This window comes from Sporosarcina sp. P34, from assembly GCF_002743375.1.
In the GTDB taxonomy this organism is placed as follows: Bacteria; Bacillota; Bacilli; order Bacillales_A; family Planococcaceae; genus Sporosarcina.
On record NZ_PDZC01000001.1, the window covers coordinates 172495 to 192747 of the forward strand.

Consider the following 20253-nt stretch of genomic DNA (forward strand, 5'->3'; position numbering starts at 1 on the left):
ATTCAATAGTAGCTAATGAGCCGACTTTGGCCTTGAGAGGAGGTGACTATGTTGTCAACAGTACTTGAGCGCGTAACAAAAGTAGTTGTCGACCGTCTAGGTGTCGATGAAAGCGAAGTAAAACCTGAAGCTTCTTTCCGTGAGGATCTTGGAGCTGATTCACTAGATGTAGTAGAACTTGTTATGGAATTTGAAGATGAGTTTGAAACGGAAATTTCTGATGATGATGCAGAGAAAATTGCAACTGTCGGAGATGCAGTAACGTACATTACAGCAAAAGTAGGCGAATGACCTTTTTGGTGAGACACTTTCTTCCTTTCATCTGAAAAGGAGAAAGCGTCTCTTTTCGCTTTATACGTGTGTACAGACTATTAATAGACGAGAGGCAGAGTAGTTTATGAAAAATAAAAGAACTTCGAAAGAAACCGTATCACACCCTACATTGCCACAAGCTGTACGCGAGAAGTTTAGTACACTCCAGCAGAAACTAGATGTTCAATTTCACGATGAAAATCTATTGTATAATGCATTTACCCATTCATCCTATGTCAATGAACATCGTCGCAAGAAGTTTTCCGATAATGAACGATTGGAATTTCTTGGTGATGCTGTCTTAGAACTTGGAGTATCTAAATTTTTATTCCGTACAGAACCGGCAAAAAGCGAAGGGGAGCTGACGAAACTTCGTGCGGCGATTGTTTGTGAACCATCACTTGTTAAGTTTTCAAATGAATTGAACTTTGGAGACTATATTCTTCTTGGTAAGGGTGAAGAACTAACTGGTGGGAGAATGCGTCCTGCGTTATTAGCAGATGTATTTGAAGCGTATATCGGCGCGCTTTATTTGGATCAAGGCATGGAAGTCGTTGAAGAGTTTCTAAAGCGAATCGTTTTTCCGAAAATTAGTATCGGAGCTTTTTCGCATGTGACAGATTATAAGAGTCGCCTGCAAGAATTAGTGCAACAAAAAAATAACGGACCCCTTCAGTATGAAGTCATTGAAGAAAAAGGTCCTGCACATGCGAAAAAGTTTGTTACAGTAGTGAATCTGAATGAACAACCACTTGGAAAAGGAATTGGCAAATCCAAGAAAGAAGCGGAACAGGAAGCTGCCCGTCGTGCGATAGAACATTTATTGATGCAGACAACCGAAGGGGAGAACTAATCGTGTTTTTGAAGAGGCTGGAAATCGCAGGCTTTAAATCTTTCGCGGAAAAAATCCATATAGACTTTGTACCGGGAGTAACAGCCATCGTAGGACCTAACGGAAGTGGGAAGAGTAATATTATCGATGCGATTCGTTGGGTGCTCGGTGAACAATCTGCAAAATCATTGCGTGGCAGTAAAATGGAAGACGTTATTTTTGCAGGCAGTGACTCTCGGAAGGCAGTTAATTTTGCAGAAGTCACACTCATTTTGGATAATACACAAAATCTATTTCCGCTTGATTACACCGAAATCAGTGTAGCTAGAAGGGTTTTCCGATCTGGAGATAGTGCATATCTTCTGAACGGCCAGACTTGTAGGTTAAAAGATATTATCACGCTATTTATGGATTCGGGATTGGGTAAAGAAGCATTTTCCATTATTTCGCAAGGTCGGGTAGATGAGATCTTGAATAGCCGTGCTGATGAAAGACGCAATGTCTTTGATGAAGCGGCAGGTGTCTTGAAGTATAAAACCCATAAACAGCAAGCGGAGCATAAATTATTCGAGACGACTGATAATTTAGATCGTGTACTGGATATATTAAAAGAAATTGATGATCGACTTGTTCCTCTTGAAAAAGAAGCAGATTCGGCTCGTAAAGCGGCTAATTTGCGTTCTGAACTTCGAGAGGCAGATGTTCGTCTACTCCATCACGACGCTTCTACGTTGCAACAGCAGATTTCTGAAAAGGCGACAGTTGTGAAAAGTGATGAAGCTGAACAGCGACAGATTTCGGATACCCTTACACAATATGAAAACGATCTGGATAGTGACAAGAAGGTTCTTATGAAAGTAGAGCTTCAACTGGATGAATTACAAAATGAATTGATCAAACAGACAGCAGAAGCTGAAAAGTGGGAAGGTAGAAGATTGCTGTCCGTTGAAAAGACACGCAATACGAAGCAGCAAGTGGAGCGTATTAGACAAGAGCTGCAATCTGCAGAAGACGCTCACCGAACGGCAAAAGATAAACATCGTGCTATGCAGATGAAGCAGAAAGCTGCTCAGCATGAACTTGAAGAAGTGACGAAAGAAAGTAAGCAAGTCACGGCCATGTTAAACAGTTCATTAAAAGAAACAGAACAGCAAATTGAACAGTTGAAATCAGTCTATATTGAGCGCCTCAATGAGGAAGCCACTGTGCGCAGTGAAATCAGGCATGTAGAGGAGCGGCTTCAGGGAGAAAAGTCTTCTACGGAAAAGATTACAGTTCAGACTACGTTACTTTCCGAACGCAAACGACAATTAGCTAAAGAACAGCAAGAAAAAAATGAGCAAAAAAAGACTGTTCAGAAACAGCTAGATGAGCTAGAAAAGTCAGCTAGGGCTTGTCAGCAACAATTGACAGAAGAAGAGCAACGTCTAACTACACAACAGCAAATTCTGCAGAAAGCATTGCGTAAACAATCCGAAATGCAAGGAAGACTCCGTGCCCTAGAAAGTCTTGAAAAAGATTTTTCAGGGTTCTATTCTGGCGTCAAAGAAGTACTTCATGCAAAGAAACAACAACGTATACAAGGGATCGAAGGAGCTGTAGTGGAACTCATTAAGACGGAGCCAGCCTATACAAAGGCAATTGAAACAGCTCTTGGCGGTGCTATGCAACATATCATTACTACGACTGAGCACGATGCAAGACGAGCCATCGGTTATTTAAAAACGAAAAACTTCGGTCGCGCTACGTTTCTTCCTATGGATATCTTGAAGCCGCGTGAACTTCCTATAAATAGCCGACACGTACTCTCTCAACAGCGGGGCTTCATCGGCACGGCATTTGAACTCATTCAAACGTCTGCAGCATATGAGTCGGTTGCCAAAAACTTATTAGGTCAGACGATTATTGCCAATGATCTAGAAGTTGCATCAAGTTTAGCCAAAACGATAGGACACCGTTATCGCATAGTGACACTTGATGGGGATATTATAAACACAGGCGGTTCGTTGACCGGTGGCGGTGCGAAAGGACAGACTACGTTATTTTCCCGCAAGGCTGAGCTGGAGACTCTTTCCAATCAACTGCAAAAAATGGATGAATCTATTCAACAGGCTACTGCACAAACTTCTGAAACTCGTAATTTAGTTGGTGCGAGTTTACATCTTCGTGATCAATTGCGCGTAAAGTTAGAGGAAACTCAACAGAAAAAATCCCTCATTCATGCGTCATTACAAGAAACCGAAATGGAATTGCGTTCTGTCGAAATGGAAATATCCACAATTGAAATAGGACGTACTGACACAGTATCTGCAGAAAAGCAGTTATCGACCAAAAAACGAAATTTACAAACTCGGCATGAAGTATTGAAAAGTGAACTTCAGGAGACGTTAGAAAAGCTAGAAGGTTTAGAGAGACTAGTAGAGAATAGACGTGAAGAACAACAGTCATTGCAAAAGAGATTGCATGACTTACAGCAAAAAAGTGCTGTATTGAAAGAGCAGAACGCCTATCATTCAAGCAGTATTTTGGAAACCATCAATCAACTAGATGAGTTGGAGTTGACAATTAGCCGCTTGCAAGAAGAACAGCACTATGTGCAGGAGTTCGTGATCGGTAAGGAATTAACACCTGAAGAAATAGAGAAGCAGAGTCAGCAGGCAAATGATACAAAAAAACACTTGCAACAAACGATTGAGATAGAAAAAGCTAAGCGTGTTCAGCAAGCTAAACGTGTTCGTGATCATGAAGAACGCATAAAAATGATCAGACAACAAGTAAGTATGATTTCCGAACGCTTGAACACACTGAGGATTCAGTTATCCAGGCTTGAAACACAGTTTGAAACGGTCAAAAATCGACTGGATGAAGAGTATGGTTTACGACCGAATGAATTGCACTTTGAATCATTGGATATTCCGCTACTACGCAAGACAGTAGAAGATTGTAAGCAACAACTAGTTATAATAGGACCTGTCAACCCGAATGCAATTCAGGAATTTGAAGAAGTATCTGAACGTCATGAGTTTTTACAATCACAGCGCAATGACTTGGTCGAAGCTAAAAATACGTTACAAGAAGCTATGGCAGAAATGGATCAGGAAATGAAAAGTCGCTTCGAGACAACGTTTGAAGCAATCCGCAGCCATTTTCGCCGCGTGTTTAAGGATATGTTCGGTGGGGGAGAAGCAGATCTTGTGTTAACGGATCCAACCAACTTACTGACTACCGGAATTGATATCATGGCACGACCTCCAGGGAAAAAGTTGCAGAATTTGCGTTTGTTATCTGGTGGGGAACGCGCATTAACTGTGATTTCCTTGCTATTCTCTATTCTAGAAGTTCGTCCTGTACCCTTTTGCATATTAGATGAAGTGGAAGCAGCACTGGATGAAGCGAATGTGGTACGATATAGTAATTATTTAAAGAAAGTTTCGGATCAGACGCAATTCATCGTGATCACACATCGAAAAGGCACGATGGAAGGTGCGGACGTCCTATACGGCATTACGATGCAAGAATCGGGTGTTTCGAAATTGCTTTCTGTTAAACTTTCTGAAGTGGCAGAAGAAATCAGTAGCTAAGGAGTGAAATGAATGTCTTTCTTCAAGAAGATTAAAGATAAAATATCAGGAACAAACGAAGCGGTAGCGGAAAAATTTAAAGATGGACTGACCAAGACACGCGATTCATTTACATCAAAAGTTAACGATTTAGTGTTTAGATTCCGTGTCGTCGATGAAGAATTTTTCGAAGAACTGGAAGAATTATTACTTCAAGCGGATGTTGGTTTTGAAACTGTCATGGAATTGATTGATTTACTAAAAGAAGAAGTGCAACGTAAGAATATTAAAAACACGACAGGTATGCAGTCATTGATTTCCGAGAAGCTTGTAGAAATTTATAATTCAGGTGAAGCAGATACCAATGAATTGAATATCGAAGAAGGTAGACTAAACGTAATTTTGATGGTTGGCGTGAATGGTGTAGGTAAAACGACAACGATTGGTAAAATGGCTGCCCGCCTTAAAAAAGAAGGGAAAACCGTTATGTTGGCTGCTGGAGATACATTCCGCGCAGGGGCCATTGACCAACTAGTTGTGTGGGGAGAGCGTACAGGCGTAGTAGTTGTACGCCAGGCGGAAGGTTCCGACCCAGCTGCCGTTATTTTTGATGCGGTGAAAGCAGCTAAGAAGCGTAACGTGGATGTTTTAATCTGTGATACAGCAGGTCGCTTACAAAATAAAGTGAACTTGATGAATGAGCTGGAAAAAGTACATCGCGTCATTGGCCGCGAAATTGAGGGGGCTCCTCATGAAGTATTGTTGGCATTGGATGCGACGACTGGACAGAACGCATTAATCCAAGCGCAGACATTTAACGAAGTAACGAATGTTACGGGCATTGTATTGACGAAACTGGACGGTACAGCGAAAGGTGGTATCGTGCTCGCGATTCGCAATAAGCTCGATATTCCAGTGAAGTTTGTTGGCCTTGGTGAAGGCATCGATGATTTACAACCTTTCGACCCGGAGAAATATGTCTATGGTTTATTTGCGAACGGATTAGAAATGGAAGAAACGGATGATCATGAAGCTGAAACTGAAGAAGACAAGTAAAAACACTTGACGGCAATACTCATGCGCGATACTATATAATAGTGACTGAAGGGGGTCGTGATCTTGCTTGAAAAAACGACAAGAGTGAACTTCCTCTTTGATTTTTATCAATCATTATTAACTGACAAACAACGTTTATATATGCAATTGTATTATTTAGATGATCTTTCTCTCGGTGAAATCGCTGAACAATACGGTGTATCGAGACAGGCTGTGTATGACAATGTGAAGCGGACTGAGGCAATGCTCGAAGATTACGAGAATAAACTCAATCTGTTTGAAAAGCATGAAGGACGACTTGAAATTGTAGAGTTGCTAGAAGAAATGGTGCCTACCGAAAATTCAAATCGCTTCATGAAATTGCTACATACCTTAAAAGACTTTGAATAGGGGGGATTGTCTTTGGCATTTGAAGGTCTAGCTGAACGCCTGCAAGTAACAATGAACAAAATTACGGGCAAAGGTAAAATTAACGAAGCTGACGTAAAAGAAATGATGCGTGAAGTACGTTTTGCACTAATTGAAGCAGACGTTAACTTGAAAGTCGTTAAACAATTTGTCAAGACGGTCAGCGAGCGCTCAGTAGGTCAGGATGTAATGAAGAGTTTGACACCTGGTCAGCAAGTGGTAAAAATCGTAAAAGATGAATTAACGAATCTAATGGGTGGAGAACAAAATCCCATTCAATTCGCGCGTAAATCACCTACGGTCATCATGATGGTAGGGTTACAAGGTGCTGGTAAAACAACAACTACCGGTAAATTGGCTACAGTTTTACGTAAAAAACATAATAAGAAACCTTTGCTTGTAGCGGCAGATATATATCGGCCAGCAGCGATCCAACAACTCGAAACATTAGGTAAACAGATCACTGTGCCCGTATTTTCTATGGGTACCGATCAGTCTCCTGTTGAAATTGCTCGCAAAGCAATGGAAGAGGCAGAACGTGAGCATCATGACGTCGTAATCATTGATACTGCAGGTAGACTCCACGTAGATGAAGAACTCATGCAAGAATTGAAAGATATTCGAGAGTTAACGAATCCTGATGAAGTATTCCTCGTAGTGGATGCCATGACAGGTCAAGACGCTGTCAACGTGGCAAAAAGTTTCGATGATACCATCGGAATCACTGGCGTCATTTTGACAAAACTTGATGGGGATACACGTGGTGGTGCGGCGCTATCTATTCGTACCGTTACTGAAAAGCCTATCAAATTTGTCGGTATGGGTGAGAAGATGGATGCACTTGAACCATTCCATCCGGAACGTATGGCTTCCCGAATACTTGGCATGGGCGATGTCATGTCATTGATTGAAAAAGCACAAGAAAACGTGGATGAGGATAAAGCGAAAGAGTTAGAGCAGAAATTGCGCACTCAAAGCTTTACACTTGACGATTTTCTTGACCAAATGCAACAAGTAAAAAAGATGGGACCACTCGATGAAATTTTAAAAATGATGCCGGGTGCGAACAAGATCAAAGGACTCGACAATGCCAAAGTGGATGAGAGTCAAATGGGGCGCGTAGAAGCCGTCATTTATTCCATGACGCTTGCAGAACGGGAAAACCCAGAAATTATTAATGCGAGCCGAAAAAAAAGAATTGCTACAGGATCTGGAACTTCTACCCAGGAAGTCAACCGTTTGCTAAAGCAGTTTGAAGAAATGAAAAAAATGGTTAAGCAAATGACCAACATGCAACAAAAAGGTAAGAAAAAAGGTAGAATGCCTGGTTTTGATGCGTTTTTTAAATAAAATTGAGGGTGTTAAGAAAAAACCCTTTACAAACAAATAAAAACTTGGTAATATACTATCTTGTGTGAAACTATTCGGAGGTGTAGATAATAATGGCAGTTAAAATTCGTCTAAAACGTATGGGAGCTAAGAGATCTCCTTTTTATCGTATTGTAGTAGCTGATGCACGTGCACCACGTGACGGCCGTCAAATCGATCAGGTTGGTACATACAACCCGCTTACAAAGCCAGCAACAGTTGAAATTAACGAAGAATTGGCTTTGAAATGGCTTCAAGATGGAGCTAAACCATCTGATACAGTTCGTAACTTGTTCTCAGAACAAGGTATCATGGAAAAATTCCATAACGCTAAATACAGCAAGTAATTTGGAGGGGTGGACATGAAGCAGCTGATTGAAACAGTTGTAAAACCGTTAGTCGATTACCCGGACGACGTGAAAGTGGTATCTGAAGAACAGTCTCAACGAGTCGTTTATCAGTTATCAGTGAATGCGGAAGATATGGGTAAAGTGATCGGGAAACAAGGTCGTGTGGCAAAAGCGATCCGTACGATTGTTTATTCAGCAGCAGGCAGCCACCACGGTAAAAAAGTGTATTTGGATATCTTGGATTGATCCAAAAGGAAGGAGCCTCGGTTCCTTCCTTTTTTGCACCTATAAATACTTTTACTCATATAATGGAGGCGAAATAATGGAATGGTTTAATGTAGGCACAATTGTAAATACACATGGTATTAAAGGTGAAGTTCGTGTAATGTCCAAAACAGATTTCCCAGATGAGCGATATGAAGTGGGAAGTGAACTCGCGATCTTCATGCCGAAAAGCAAAACACCTACGTTTGTGAAGGTGATCAGTCATCGGAAACATAAAAACTTTGATTTACTTATGTTTGAAGGCTATCCGAATATCAATGACGTCGAGAAATTCCGAGACGGCGTAATCAAGGTCTCAGAGAAGGAATTGACAGAACTCGGAGAAAATGAATTTTACCATCATGAAATCATTGGGTGCCGCGTGATTACAGAAACTGGAGACGAGATCGGTACGGTTTCCGAAATTATCGAAACAGGCGCAAATGATGTATGGGAGGTAACGCCTGCTGAAGGCAAGCCGCATTATATCCCGTATATCGAAGATGTGGTTAAAGATGTGGATATAGATAAGCGAATTATCCAGATCGAATTGATGGATGGGTTGCTTTCATGATGAAAATCGATGTGCTTTCATTGTTCCCCGAGATGTTTGAAGGTGTACTTCATTCTTCAATCATGAAAAAAGCGCAAGAACAACAGGCCGCATCGTTTAAGGTTACGGATTTTCGTGACTATGCAACAAATAAACATAGAAAAGTGGATGATTATCCGTACGGGGGTGGCGCGGGAATGGTACTAAAACCCGAACCTCTCTTTGCGGCAGTAGATGCTGTCACAAGTTCGAGCAATAGTAGGCCGCGCGTTATCTTAATGTGTCCGCAAGGCGAACGGTTCACGCAGAAGAAAGCGGAAGAACTTGCAAAAGAGCAACATCTTGTTTTCATTTGTGGTCACTATGAAGGATACGATGAAAGAGTTCGTGAACATTTGGTTACGGATGAACTCTCACTTGGCGATTTTGTATTAACAGGCGGCGAAGTAGCTTCTATGGCCATCATAGATAGTGTAGTGAGGTTACTTCCTGATGTTCTAGGAAACGATCAATCGGCTGTCCACGATTCCTTTTCAACGGGCATGCTAGAACATCCTCAATACACTCGACCCGCTACATTCAACGGCTTTGAAGTGCCTCCTGTGCTGTTGTCGGGCAATCATGCAGAGATTGATAAGTGGAGGGAAGAGCAGGCATTCCTTCGCACCGCACAGCGTCGTCCAGAATTATTGCAAGAAGCACCTTTAACAGATTATCAGAAAAAACTTTATCAGCAATGGCTACAAAAAAGAGACTAAATTTGCTTGATTCGTTAACAGGCGTGTGCTATGATTTATTAAGCGCTTTTTAAGAGCGTCTATTTTACTGTTGTTCCGCTGCAATGCAAAACGTGCAAGAGCATCAGAAAAGAAGGAGAGAAAAAACATGCAAAAACTTATTGCAGATATTACAAAAGAGCAGTTGCGCACTGAACACCCTTCATTCCGTCCTGGCGATACACTTCGCTTGCACGTGAAGATCATCGAGGGAACTCGTGAGCGTATCCAGTTATTCGAAGGTATTGTTATCAAACGTCGCGGTGGCGGAATCAGCGAAACTTTCACTGTACGTAAAATTTCAAATGGTGTTGGAGTGGAACGTACATTCCCATTACACACGCCTAAGCTAGCTCAAATTGAAGTAACTCGTCGCGGTAAAGTTCGTCGTGCGAAGTTGTACTACCTACGTAAACTACGTGGTAAAGCAGCGCGTATCAAAGAACTCCGCTAATAAGATAAACAGAAACGAAGGGGGCCTTGCATTTGGCCTCTTTTCTTTTTGCTCGGAAAGACAATTGGCTGTACAATAAAAACAGACAGGGCAGGAGGCTGGATTGATGGAAGAGAAAAAAACGAGAAGTGAAGGACTGGAATGGATTAAAGCATTATTGATCGCATTTGGATTAGCCGCCATTATTCGTATATTTTTATTCACACCAATCGTCGTTGACGGTATTTCTATGATGCCAACATTGGAACATGGTGACCGCATGATCGTTAATAAAATCGGTTATACGATTGGTGAACCGCATCGTTTTGATATCGTAGTATTCCATGCACCCGAGCAGAAAGATTATATTAAACGTGTAATTGGACTGCCTGGCGATACAGTGGAGTATAAAGATGATGTACTCTATGTAAATGGTAAAGCATATGAAGAGCCGTACCTTGATCAATATAAATCGGAAGTACAAGATGGTACGCTGACGGAAGATTTTACACTACAGGATGTGCCGCAAATCGATGCACAAACAGTGCCTGAAGATCACATATTTGTAATGGGTGATAATCGTCGGAAAAGTAAAGATTCTAGACATATAGGCGCAGTCTCCATCGATGAAGTCATCGGTAGTACCAATGTGGTATTCTGGCCGATTAAAGATTTTGGTCTTGTGAAATAATGAAAGGAGACGATTCGAATGACTATTCAATGGTTTCCGGGCCATATGGCGAAAGCGAGACGAGAAGTCTCAGAGAAACTTAAGTTAGTTGATATCGTATTTGAATTAATTGACGCTAGACTACCACTTTCCTCACGTAATCCTATGATAGACGAAGTAACCCAGCAAAAACCAAGATTGCTTATCTTGAATAAAATGGACTTGGCGGATGAAGTTCAAACTAAACGTTGGATTGCCTACTTTGAAAATCAAGGCTTACGCACAGTGGCGATCAATTCATTTGAAGGGAAAGGTCTTCAAACAGTCACCAAAGCCGCTAAAGAAATCCTGCAGCCGAAATATGACCGCATGAAGCAACGAGGCATACGTCCTGGAGCAATCCGGGCAATGATTGTCGGCATTCCCAATGTCGGGAAATCTACTTTGATTAACCGATTAGCGAAGAAAAATATCGCTAAAACAGGAAATAAGCCAGGTGTAACCAAAGCGCAACAATGGATTAAATTTGAGAAAGAATTAGAACTTCTTGATACACCGGGAGTCTTATGGCCGAAGTTCGAAGACCAGAATGTAGGGTATAAGTTAGCGTTAACAGGTGCCATTAAGGACTCGGTATTAAATATGGAAGAGCTTGCAGTATATGGACTTCGATTTTTAGAGTCGCATTATCCTGAAAGACTAGCACAGCGTTATGAAATGACAACGGTGGGCGATAATATTCAATCATTGTTTAATAAAATCGGTGAACGTCGAAAAGTCTATACGGTTGGTGGAGAAATTGATTACGACAAAGTAGCGGAAATGATCGTACAAGACATCCGTGACCAACAAGTAGGTAAATTAACATTCGATTTCCCTGAAGAATTCGAATGACTAGAAGCAACGGCTTGGAACTCTGTTTCCGAACCGTTGCTTTTTTGTCGAAAAAATCATGTAGAAACCGATATACTACTTAGACAATCATATTTTGGATGGACAGGTGAAGAAAATGACAACGATACAACAAATAAAAAATCAATTAGCAGAATTACAAGAACCGAATGATTGGCTTACAGAACTTGAAGCGGACAGTAGAAAAGGCGTCCAGCAAGCAATTAGTCAATGGCGCACTCGATACGAAAAAAAACAAGCGATTGTTCAAGAATTTCAAAAGAAAATAGCTTTTGACGATTCATATAGATCTTCACGCGTTGTATTGGTTGCAGGAATTGACGAAGCGGGAAGAGGGCCTTTAGCGGGGCCGGTAGTTACAGCCGCCGTTATACTACCTGAGGATTGCACTGCCCTAATTGGATTAGACGACTCAAAAAAAGTTTCTAAGGAGAAAAGAGAGCAATTCGCCCGACTGATTAAGGAACAGGCTGTAGCGTACGCTATACACGTGCAGCCTGTGAAAGTGATTGATGAATTGAATATATACCAAGCAACAAAAGAATCGATGGAGAGAGCGATAAGTGAACTTCCAGTAGTGCCACATGTAGTGATAGCAGACGCAATGAATCTACAGACAGCATGCCTGTGTTACTCCGTCGTAAAAGGAGATGAAAAAAGCTTAACTATCGCAGCAGCTTCGATATTAGCGAAAACAACTCGTGACGCTCTGATGAATGAATTACACGAGGAGTTCCCTTGGTATGGATTTAATGAAAATGCCGGATATGGAACGGCGAAACATCTACAAGGACTTGAAATGCATGGACTTTGTGAACATCATCGCAAATCTTTTGAACCGATTAAAACGATGTGGAGGGATCGACAATGAATTTGCATTCATTATCTGCTACATCTGCAAGGGCTATTACGGAAACCCAACCGTTATCTCTAAAAGAAGGGCAAATGATACACGGAAAGGTTACACAATTATTTCCTGGTCAAATGGCACAAGTGCAGGTTGGAAAGCAGCAGTTATATGCTAAATTGGAAGTGCCGATGCAAGCTGGAGATCATTATTACTTCAAGGTCAATGGCACTGAACCTGATTTACGGTTACAGGTCATTTCTGGTCCGATGCGTGGAGAAAGCCAGTCATCACAACTAACTCAGTTAATGGAATCATTACATGTACCGAAAACACAGGAAATGAAAGATATACTCGCGACGATTATGAAGCAAAAAATTCCTATGACAAAAGAAAATATACTGGAGGCTGTCAGTCTACTGAAATCGTTACCGGATGGAATGAAAGCAGAGGCACTAGCGACGCTCGGTAAAATCGCTGAAGCAAAACTACCTTTCACGCCAGCTATATTTCAATCTCTCTTACAAGTTCAGACAAGCACGATTGCGCAGCAATTGACGACTTTGCTAGCTAGCATACAAAGCGAAGCTAATCTCCCATCAGCGACGCGTGAGCAGCTTCTGGCGACCATTCAATCTCTTTCTTCTCCTTTAAACACAGTGATAGGGAAAGAACTGCTGAATCAAAGTGTAGCCCAACTGCTAAATCCACAAGCGACTCAAGCAGATCGATTTACCGCGCTACAGTTATTGAAAGATGCCGCTATATTGCCGGCTCAAACATCTTTGGCCAATTTGCCACAAGTGATGGCTGAGCTGGTCACGAAAGCGAATACACAAACTGCCTATGCTACTGACGACATGATAAATCAAAGAGATTCTACTAAAGCTATACATTCTTTAGTGAGTCAACTGAGTCAAACACCTTTTATAAATCAACAAACAATAAAAGCGCTTGTGCAAAATATCACACAACAACTATTCGACGTAGCACTCCCAGAACATGTGAAAAACACGTTGCGGACTGTAATTAATCAGTTTAACCAACAGCCGCTGACAGCTAGTACTAAAGCTACTATCGTTGAGCAATTTACTAACGTATTGACTCAAGCCACTGCAACACCTACAACCGCTCCGTTAGTACCAAGTAGCATTGCGCAACAAGCTGCAGTTGTCCCTGCAACTGTGCAAACGGTCCAAGCGGCCATAAGTCAAATAAGCCAATCGCCAGTATCTGACCAAGAAACAATTAAAATGAATATGCAACACCTGACACAACAGCTGAGTAGTAACTCTGCTTTACCTGAATCGATGAAACAGGCATTGCAACATATATTGAATCAATTTGTGCAACAACCAGTGACAGAGGGAGCAAAAACAGCACTAGTTGAACAACTTAGTCACACATTGATCCAACAAGCGAGTAGGCAGGATGTGTCAGTTCAGCAGCAAACGGTCATGAAAGAAGTACAACGGTCAGTCCAGTCGCTCTTACTGCCATTTGATCAAGCGGATGAGGCGATTCGTGCATTAATGCAAATGGCCGAAAAATCAGGAAATAATTTAGTAAAACAACTGATCCAGACAGCTGAAGCTCAAGTGTCACAGACGATGAATGGTGTGGTCATGAAAGAGGCTATACAACATGTATTAAGTACACTAGGCGTGAATTACGAAGCTATACTCGGAGGGGAAGAACCTGATATAGCACATTTGGCTAGCACATTAAAACCACAGTTACTGAGCATGCTACAGGAACCTCTATTATCCCCGCCACTGCGGGATGCAGCGGAAGCAATGGTGCTTCGCATGAATGGAACTTTACTACAGTCAGGGGATTTAGGTGCGCAACAACAGCTGATTATGCAACTACCACTCGAGATGTTCGGCAAGAAAATCGATGCTACGTTGCAATGGAATAGTCGAATGAAAGAAAATGGAAAAATTGACCCGGCTTTTGCGCGAATAATATTTTATCTGGAATTGGAATCACTGTCGACGACTTTGGTTGATATGAATGTGCAAGACAAAGTGGTAAACTTGACGATTTTTAATGATATACCTTCTTTAAAAGTAGTGGGAGCCGATTTTCAAGATCCATTAAAAGAAGGTCTTGAAGGAGTCGGCTATAAACTGTCGGGTATAACTTTTAAACCATTCATGGAAAAACAGCAAGAGGTCAAATTATCAGCTAGCACCTTCCAATCAGATGAGGGAGGAGTAGATTTCAGGATATGAAAGAAGAACAACGTTTTACTAGAAAAGAGGCCGTTGCACTATCCTATGACCCTGAAGTTTCAGATGCTCCGAAAGTAATAGCCAAAGGAAAAGGGAAAATTGCGGAGAATATTCTTGAGCGTGCGCAAGAACATGCAATTCCTGTACAACACGATCCGAGTCTGCTGGAATTGCTTGGTCAATTAAATGTCAACGAAACGATACCTGAAGAACTATATCTAGCGGTATCGGAAGTATTTGCCTATATCTATCGTTTAGATCGTCAAAAAGATAGTGTGAAGTAAGAGTGTATTTAAATTGTTGGAAATTAAAGAATTTTAATTTGCAATAGCGATTCTTGGACAATGTGTGACAGTTTGATTACAATAAAGCAGTAGTTGAACATCAAGCAATTGTAAAACGAATGGAGGCAGTACGTATGAACATCCATGAATATCAAGGGAAGCAGTTATTGAGAGATTACGGAGTAGCTGTTTCAAAAGGCCGTGTCGCGTTTTCTCCAAAAGAAGCAATGGCAGTAGCAAAAGAAATCGGTACATTACCTATTGTGGTAAAGGCCCAAATACATGCAGGTGGACGAGGTAAAGCAGGCGGAGTCAAAATTGTAAAATCTCTTGACGAAGTGCGTGCAGTAGCAGCCGACTTAATTGGCAAGCAACTCGTAACACACCAAACAGGTCCTAAAGGACAAGAAATTAAGCGTCTTCTTGTTGAAGAAGGAATTGATATCGAAAAAGAATTTTATATTGGTCTTGTCGTTGACCGCGCAACAGATCGAGTAACGTTGATGGGATCTGCAGAAGGCGGCGTAGAAATCGAAGAAGTGGCAGAAAATAATCCCGAAAAGATTTTCTATGAAGTAATCGACCCAGTAGTTGGATTGGTTCCTTTCCAAGCACGTCGTATGGCGTTTAATATGGAAATTCCTAGCAACTTAATCAATAAAGCAGTCAGCTTTTTCTTAGGTTTATATAAAGTGTTCAGCGAAAAAGATGCATCTATTGTCGAAATTAATCCTTTGGTTGTTACAAAAGACCAGCGTGTACTTGCATTGGATGCAAAATTCAACTTTGATGACAATGCTACATTCCGTCATAAAGATATTATGGAATTACGTGACTTTGATGAAGAGGATCCGAAAGAAATTGAAGCATCTAAGTATGACCTGAGCTATATTTCTCTTGACGGAAATATTGGCTGCATGGTAAATGGAGCCGGTTTAGCAATGGCTACAATGGATACGATCCATTACTACGGCGGAGAACCCGCTAACTTCTTAGATGTTGGGGGCGGTGCAAAGAAAGAAAAAGTAGCAGCCGCTTTCAAAATCATTTTATCCGATCCAAAAGTTAAAGGCATTTTTGTTAATATCTTTGGTGGAATAATGAAATGTGACGTAATTGCTGAAGGTGTTATTGAGGCAGCTAAAGAAGTGGGGCTTCAAGTACCTCTTGTCGTACGTCTTGAAGGAACGAATGTAGAACGCGGGAAAGCCTTGCTACAAGAATCCGGCATCAATATCGTTGCAGCGGATTCCATGGCAGAGGGCGCGAAAAAAATCGTTGAGTTGATAGGATAAGAAAGGCAGGTACAAATCATGAGTATTTATGTGAATAAAGATACAAAAGTAATTGTACAAGGAATTACAGGTTCCACTGCCCTGTTCCACACACAGCAAATGTTGGAATATGGTACGAAAATTGTCGCTGGCGTAACGCCTGGTAAAGGCGGTCAGACGGTGGAAGGTGTGCCGGTATTTAACACTGTGGAAGAAGCAGTAAAAGAAACAGGTGCGACGGTTTCTATTATTTATGTACCTGCACCGTATGCGGCAGATGCCATTATGGAAGGCGTCGACGCAGGACTAGACATGACAATCTGTATTACGGAGCATATTCCAGTCCTAGATATGATCAAAGTGAAACGTTATATGGAAGGCAAAAAGACACGATTGATTGGTCCAAACTGTCCGGGTGTTATTACGGCAGACGAGACTAAAATCGGTATTATGCCAGGCTATATTCATACTAAAGGGCATGTGGGCGTAGTTTCTCGTTCAGGTACACTAACTTATGAAGCGGTTCACCAGTTAACTCAAGAAGGCATTGGTCAAACTACAGCTGTCGGAATTGGTGGAGACCCGGTAAATGGTACAAACTTTATCGATGTCTTGAAAGCATTCAATGAAGATCCAGAAACCTATGCAGTCGTCATGATCGGTGAAATTGGTGGTACTGCAGAGGAAGAAGCAGCCGCTTGGATCAAAGAAAATATGACGAAGCCTGTAGTAGGCTTTATCGGTGGTCAAACTGCACCTGAAGGCAAGCGTATGGGACACGCAGGTGCTATAATTTCCGGTGGTAAAGGTACTGCTGCTGATAAAATCAAAGCACTACAAGAAGCTGATGTTCAAGTTGCAGATACACCTTCAGTCATAGGTGAAACGTTAATCAAAGTCCTAAAAGAAAAAGGACTATACGAGAAATGTAAAACGAAGTAAACTAAAAGGAGTAGCTTAATCGCTACTCCTTTTTTCGTGCTCTCGCTTGTAGTGTCGAACAGAGGAGAATTCGATGCTCTATACCAGTCAACAACTACATTTACTGTACGTACATTATATCCATCCCGTACCTTTTAATCGTTTTACGAGGCTATTGCAGGAGAACCCTTTATTAGAGAATCTACATTCTTACTCGGCTCTTCAATGGTCGTATATTTTTAATTTGCCGATAGAGAGAATGAATCAATTCCCAGAGAAATACAGAGAGATTTCCTGTCTCCCTATAGTAGATATGCTGAAGAAAAACCATGTGGTACCCATCACGTACTTTCATTCGAATTATCCCAAAGAATTAAAGCAATTATGTGATCCGCCATCGGTTCTTTATACGAAAGGGAATAAACTTTTATTGAAAAAACATCCCCGAGTTGGAATAATTGGCTCTCGTACAGCGACGAGCTATTCCAAAATGGCGCTGGAATTCATTGTGCCACCACTCGTCGACCGTCAGATCCCAATTGTTTCAGGCTTAGCAGCTGGAGCTGACACGATGGCTCATCAAGCTGCGATTGACTATGGCGGAGAAACCATTGGCGTATTAGGTCATGGATTTTCTCACATGTATCCGAAAAAGAATCAAAAAATAGCTGAAGAAATGGCGCGAAATCATTTACTTGTGACGGAGTATCCACCATACTTTCCACCAGCCAAATGGACATTTCCTATGCGTAATCGAATTATCAGTGGTTTATCTAACGCGCTAGTCATTACAGAATCTGTCGAAAGAAGCGGAACAATGAGTACTGTTGAACATGCTCTCGATCATGGAAAAGAAATATTTGCAGTACCTGGTGCCATAGATTCTCCTCTTTCCGTGGGTCCAAATAAGCTGTTGGATGAAGGGGCCAAGCCGTTGTGGAGTGGTTATCAGATTATTGATTCTTTACTATCATGAGGCATTTCCTCTTCTTGTAAAATGTTTAAAAGGTTGCTTTATTTGAAAAACTGTTATACATTTTGCAACAGATATTCTTTTGCTGAATAAATATAAAGAAATCTCTCTGAGGAGGGAACGATATGGCAGATTACTTAGTAATAGTGGAATCGCCTGCTAAAGCGAAAACGATTGAACGTTACTTAGGAAAGAAGTATAAAGTTAGTGCATCACTCGGTCATTTACGCGATTTACCCCGCAGTCAAATGGGTGTAGATACCGAAAATAATTATGAACCGAAGTATATTACAATCCGAGGTAAAGGACCGATACTTCAAGATTTGAAAAAAGAAGCGAAAAAAGCGAAGAAAGTTTTCCTCGCAGCTGACCCGGATCGTGAAGGGGAAGCAATAGCTTGGCATTTATCACATCAATTAGGTGTAGATATAGAATCAGACTGCCGCGTGGTGTTCAATGAAATTACAAAAGATGCAATCAAAGAATCATTTAAACACCCCCGTCCGATTGATATGGATTTAGTGGATGCGCAGCAAGCAAGAAGGATTTTGGATAGACTAGTAGGCTATAACATCAGTCCGATCCTTTGGAAGAAAGTTAAGAAAGGATTATCCGCGGGACGTGTGCAATCAGTTGCTTTGCGTTTGATCATCGATCGGGAAAATGAAATCAATGCATTTGAGCCTGAAGAGTATTGGTCCATCACTGCACAATTCACTAAAGATGATAAAACGTTTGAAGGGCAATTTTACGGCGATGCGAATGAAAAAGTGAAACTAACGAATCAAGAACAAGTGGAAAAAATAGTGAATTCAATAAAACCGGACGAATTCGAAGTATCCACAGTAGTGAAGAAAGAACGTAAACGTAACCCAGCGTTGCCGTTCACTACCTCATCCCTTCAGCAAGAGGCAGCACGCAAGCTGAACTTCCGCGCAAGGAAGACGATGATGCTAGCGCAACAATTATATGAAGGAATTGCGATTGGAAAAGAAGGTACAGTTGGTTTAATTACTTATATGCGTACCGACTCGACGAGAATCTCTGATACTGCAAAAGAAGAAGTGAAGTCATTCATCCAAACGATGTACGGTGAAGAGTTTATTTCAACTAGTACGAAAAAAACGAAAGCTACAGCGAAGACGCAAGATGCGCACGAAGCGGTGAGACCTACTTCAGCTATGCGTCCCCCAGATGCCATGAAAGCGTTCTTAACAAGAGACCAACATCGTCTTTATAAACTAATTTGGGAACGTCTCATCGCTAGTCAAATGGCACCAGCTGTTTTGGATACAGTGACTGCAGATTTCTTAAATGGAGATATTCGTTTTAGAGCATCGGGATCTCAAGTGAAATTTCCGGGGTTTATGAAAGTATATATTGAAGGCAATGATGACCAACAAGAAGAAAAAGAAAATATATTACCGCCACTTGAAGAAGGTGAGCGTATTAAATATGCAGACGTAGATCCGAAACAGCATTTCACACAGCCGCCGCCAAGATATTCGGAGGCGCGTTTAGTGAAGACGCTTGAGGAGCTAGGTATAGGGAGACCTTCTACGTATGCACCTACTCTTGACACCATTCAAAAGCGTGGCTATGTCACACTAGATGCCAAGCGGTTTATCCCGACAGAACTTGGAGTCATCGTCCATCAGGCAGTTAATCAATACTTCCCTGATATCATTGACATCGAATTTACGAGGCAGATGGAACAACGTCTTGACCATGTGGAAGAAGGTACAATTGAATGGCGTACAGTGATCGATGATTTCTACCGTGATTTTGAAAAGCACGTAGAAGTAGCGGATGCCGAAATGGAAAAGATTGAAATTAAAGATGAGCCAGCGGGTGAAGATTGTGAAAAATGTAGTTCTCCAATGGTCTATAAGATGGGCCGCTACGGAAAATTCATGGCATGCTCCAACTTCCCAGATTGTCGTAATACGAAGGCCATTATCAAACCAATCGGTGTCAAATGTCCGAAGTGTAAAGAGGGCGAAGTCGTCGAGCGAAAAAGTAAGACGAAGAGAATTTTCTTTGGTTGTGATCAATATCCTGAATGTGATTACGTTTCATGGGATAAACCAATCTCGAGACCGTGTCCGAAATGTCAGCACACAATGGTCGAAAAACGATTGAAAAAAGGTGTTCAAATCCAATGTACGGAATGTGATTATAAAGAAGAACCACAAAACTAGTAAGTTAGAAATAATTCAACAT

20 protein-coding genes are annotated in these 20253 nt (G+C 41.4%); all 20 read left to right on the forward strand.

The window, feature by feature from the left end; genetic code table 11:
- The first annotated feature begins 51 nt into the window (after positions 1 to 51).
- The 20 genes from CSV63_RS00865 to topA all read left to right on the forward strand — a co-directional run bounded on the left by CSV63_RS00865 (position 52) and on the right by topA (position 20231).
- Complete coding sequence (locus tag CSV63_RS00865; RefSeq protein ID WP_085133672.1) at positions 52 to 291, forward strand: acyl carrier protein; 240 nt, start codon at positions 52 to 54, stop codon at positions 289 to 291.
- A gap of 106 nt (positions 292 to 397) precedes the next feature.
- Positions 398 to 1165 carry a ribonuclease III gene (rnc, locus tag CSV63_RS00870; protein WP_099694131.1) on the forward strand — a complete coding sequence of 256 codons (768 nt, stop codon included), beginning with the start codon at positions 398 to 400 and terminating at the stop codon, positions 1163 to 1165.
- A gap of 2 nt (positions 1166 to 1167) precedes the next feature.
- A complete protein-coding gene (gene smc / locus CSV63_RS00875) occupies positions 1168 to 4725 on the forward strand; it encodes a chromosome segregation protein SMC (RefSeq protein WP_158233881.1) in 3558 nt (1185 codons plus the stop codon).
- A gap of 12 nt (positions 4726 to 4737) precedes the next feature.
- Positions 4738 to 5760, forward strand: a complete 1023-nt coding sequence (gene ftsY, locus CSV63_RS00880) for a signal recognition particle-docking protein FtsY (protein ID WP_099694133.1) — start codon at positions 4738 to 4740, stop codon at positions 5758 to 5760.
- Between the two features lie 60 nt (positions 5761 to 5820).
- Positions 5821 to 6150, forward strand: coding sequence for a putative DNA-binding protein (locus CSV63_RS00885; RefSeq protein WP_099694625.1), 330 nt, complete (start codon positions 5821 to 5823; stop codon positions 6148 to 6150).
- Positions 6151 to 6162: 12 nt separating this feature from the next.
- Positions 6163 to 7518, forward strand: a complete 1356-nt coding sequence (ffh, locus tag CSV63_RS00890; RefSeq protein WP_099694134.1) for a signal recognition particle protein — start codon at positions 6163 to 6165, stop codon at positions 7516 to 7518.
- Positions 7519 to 7610: 92 nt separating this feature from the next.
- On the forward strand, positions 7611 to 7883 hold the full coding sequence (gene rpsP / locus CSV63_RS00895; protein ID WP_029052320.1) for a 30S ribosomal protein S16: 273 nt from the start codon (positions 7611 to 7613) through the stop codon (positions 7881 to 7883).
- A gap of 15 nt (positions 7884 to 7898) precedes the next feature.
- The gene (locus tag CSV63_RS00900) at positions 7899 to 8132 is read left to right on the forward strand and encodes a KH domain-containing protein (RefSeq protein ID WP_099630895.1); all 234 of its coding nucleotides are present in this window, start codon (positions 7899 to 7901) and stop codon (positions 8130 to 8132) included.
- A 76-nt stretch (positions 8133 to 8208) separates the two neighbouring features.
- Positions 8209 to 8724, forward strand: coding sequence for a ribosome maturation factor RimM (rimM, locus tag CSV63_RS00905; RefSeq protein ID WP_099675148.1), 516 nt, complete (start codon positions 8209 to 8211; stop codon positions 8722 to 8724).
- On the forward strand, positions 8724 to 9461 hold the full coding sequence (gene trmD / locus CSV63_RS00910; protein ID WP_099694626.1) for a tRNA (guanosine(37)-N1)-methyltransferase TrmD: 738 nt from the start codon (positions 8724 to 8726) through the stop codon (positions 9459 to 9461). The genes rimM and trmD overlap by 1 nt, the downstream gene beginning before the upstream one ends.
- A gap of 127 nt (positions 9462 to 9588) precedes the next feature.
- Positions 9589 to 9933: a 50S ribosomal protein L19 gene (gene rplS, locus CSV63_RS00915; RefSeq protein WP_099630898.1), complete on the forward strand. Its 345-nt coding sequence runs from the start codon at positions 9589 to 9591 to the stop codon at positions 9931 to 9933.
- Positions 9934 to 10036: 103 nt separating this feature from the next.
- The gene (lepB, locus tag CSV63_RS00920) at positions 10037 to 10603 is read left to right on the forward strand and encodes a signal peptidase I (protein ID WP_369823765.1); all 567 of its coding nucleotides are present in this window, start codon (positions 10037 to 10039) and stop codon (positions 10601 to 10603) included.
- 18 nt (positions 10604 to 10621) lie between these two features.
- Positions 10622 to 11476, forward strand: a complete 855-nt coding sequence (gene ylqF / locus CSV63_RS00925) for a ribosome biogenesis GTPase YlqF (RefSeq protein WP_099635937.1) — start codon at positions 10622 to 10624, stop codon at positions 11474 to 11476.
- A gap of 115 nt (positions 11477 to 11591) precedes the next feature.
- A complete protein-coding gene (locus tag CSV63_RS00930; RefSeq protein ID WP_099694136.1) occupies positions 11592 to 12365 on the forward strand; it encodes a ribonuclease HII in 774 nt (257 codons plus the stop codon).
- The gene (locus CSV63_RS00935; RefSeq protein WP_099694137.1) at positions 12362 to 14578 is read left to right on the forward strand and encodes a hypothetical protein; all 2217 of its coding nucleotides are present in this window, start codon (positions 12362 to 12364) and stop codon (positions 14576 to 14578) included. The genes CSV63_RS00930 and CSV63_RS00935 overlap by 4 nt, the downstream gene beginning before the upstream one ends.
- On the forward strand, positions 14575 to 14862 hold the full coding sequence (locus tag CSV63_RS00940) for an EscU/YscU/HrcU family type III secretion system export apparatus switch protein (RefSeq protein ID WP_099694138.1): 288 nt from the start codon (positions 14575 to 14577) through the stop codon (positions 14860 to 14862). Before CSV63_RS00935 ends, CSV63_RS00940 begins: the two co-directional genes overlap by 4 nt.
- Positions 14863 to 14996: 134 nt before the next feature.
- Positions 14997 to 16157, forward strand: coding sequence for an ADP-forming succinate--CoA ligase subunit beta (gene sucC, locus CSV63_RS00945; RefSeq protein WP_099694139.1), 1161 nt, complete (start codon positions 14997 to 14999; stop codon positions 16155 to 16157).
- An 18-nt stretch (positions 16158 to 16175) separates the two neighbouring features.
- Positions 16176 to 17078, forward strand: a complete 903-nt coding sequence (gene sucD, locus CSV63_RS00950; protein ID WP_099694140.1) for a succinate--CoA ligase subunit alpha — start codon at positions 16176 to 16178, stop codon at positions 17076 to 17078.
- A gap of 73 nt (positions 17079 to 17151) precedes the next feature.
- Positions 17152 to 18033 (forward strand): DNA-processing protein DprA, encoded by an 882-nt coding sequence (gene dprA / locus CSV63_RS00955; RefSeq protein ID WP_099694141.1) that lies wholly within the window; start codon positions 17152 to 17154, stop codon positions 18031 to 18033.
- A gap of 122 nt (positions 18034 to 18155) precedes the next feature.
- Positions 18156 to 20231 (forward strand): type I DNA topoisomerase, encoded by a 2076-nt coding sequence (gene topA / locus CSV63_RS00960; RefSeq protein WP_099694142.1) that lies wholly within the window; start codon positions 18156 to 18158, stop codon positions 20229 to 20231.
- The last annotated feature ends 22 nt before the right edge of the window (positions 20232 to 20253 follow it).

Coding starts and splice junctions, on each gene's coding strand:
- CSV63_RS00900 (WP_099630895.1), top strand. CDS start 7,899: ATGAAGCAGCTGATTGAAACAGTTGTAAAACCGTTAGTCGATTACCCG.
- trmD (WP_099694626.1), top strand. CDS start 8,724: ATGAAAATCGATGTGCTTTCATTGTTCCCCGAGATGTTTGAAGGTGTA.
- rpsP (WP_029052320.1), top strand. CDS start 7,611: ATGGCAGTTAAAATTCGTCTAAAACGTATGGGAGCTAAGAGATCTCCT.
- CSV63_RS00930 (WP_099694136.1), top strand. CDS start 11,592: ATGACAACGATACAACAAATAAAAAATCAATTAGCAGAATTACAAGAA.
- rplS (WP_099630898.1), top strand. CDS start 9,589: ATGCAAAAACTTATTGCAGATATTACAAAAGAGCAGTTGCGCACTGAA.
- dprA (WP_099694141.1), top strand. CDS start 17,152: ATGCTCTATACCAGTCAACAACTACATTTACTGTACGTACATTATATC.
- topA (WP_099694142.1), top strand. CDS start 18,156: ATGGCAGATTACTTAGTAATAGTGGAATCGCCTGCTAAAGCGAAAACG.
- ftsY (WP_099694133.1), top strand. CDS start 4,738: ATGTCTTTCTTCAAGAAGATTAAAGATAAAATATCAGGAACAAACGAA.
- sucD (WP_099694140.1), top strand. CDS start 16,176: ATGAGTATTTATGTGAATAAAGATACAAAAGTAATTGTACAAGGAATT.
- rnc (WP_099694131.1), top strand. CDS start 398: ATGAAAAATAAAAGAACTTCGAAAGAAACCGTATCACACCCTACATTG.
- ylqF (WP_099635937.1), top strand. CDS start 10,622: ATGACTATTCAATGGTTTCCGGGCCATATGGCGAAAGCGAGACGAGAA.
- CSV63_RS00935 (WP_099694137.1), top strand. CDS start 12,362: ATGAATTTGCATTCATTATCTGCTACATCTGCAAGGGCTATTACGGAA.
- rimM (WP_099675148.1), top strand. CDS start 8,209: ATGGAATGGTTTAATGTAGGCACAATTGTAAATACACATGGTATTAAA.
- CSV63_RS00940 (WP_099694138.1), top strand. CDS start 14,575: ATGAAAGAAGAACAACGTTTTACTAGAAAAGAGGCCGTTGCACTATCC.
- sucC (WP_099694139.1), top strand. CDS start 14,997: ATGAACATCCATGAATATCAAGGGAAGCAGTTATTGAGAGATTACGGA.